Origin of the sequence: Klebsiella sp. K47, from assembly GCF_051858335.1 — a bacterium.
GTDB classification, from domain to species: domain Bacteria; phylum Pseudomonadota; class Gammaproteobacteria; order Enterobacterales; family Enterobacteriaceae; genus Klebsiella; species Klebsiella pneumoniae.
Map to the genome: position 1 here is coordinate 1 of NZ_JBPYUI010000585.1, position 210 is coordinate 210.

The window sequence follows — 210 nt, forward strand, 5'->3', positions numbered from 1 at the left end:
CGCTCACCTCGGGTAAAGCCGCAGCTGTTCGTGTTACCAATTTCGCAGGTGAGGCCAAATAATCATAGGTAAACAACGTTTCAAAAATCGAACCATTGACATGCGCCGAGTACAAGTCATGCACGCCCGCAGGGTCAAAGCCTGTTTCAGCCACAGGAAAAACATAACGTAAAACTTTTTTCGGGTCGGCAGGGCTTTGCGCAAAACTGG

Annotated in this window: 1 protein-coding gene; it reads right to left on the reverse strand. The window is 49.0% G+C overall.

Translation table 11 applies throughout. From position 1 onward, the window contains the following. On the reverse strand, nucleotides 1–210 hold a 210-nt coding region (locus RRF55_RS29330; protein ID WP_439419503.1), incomplete at both ends, for a hypothetical protein.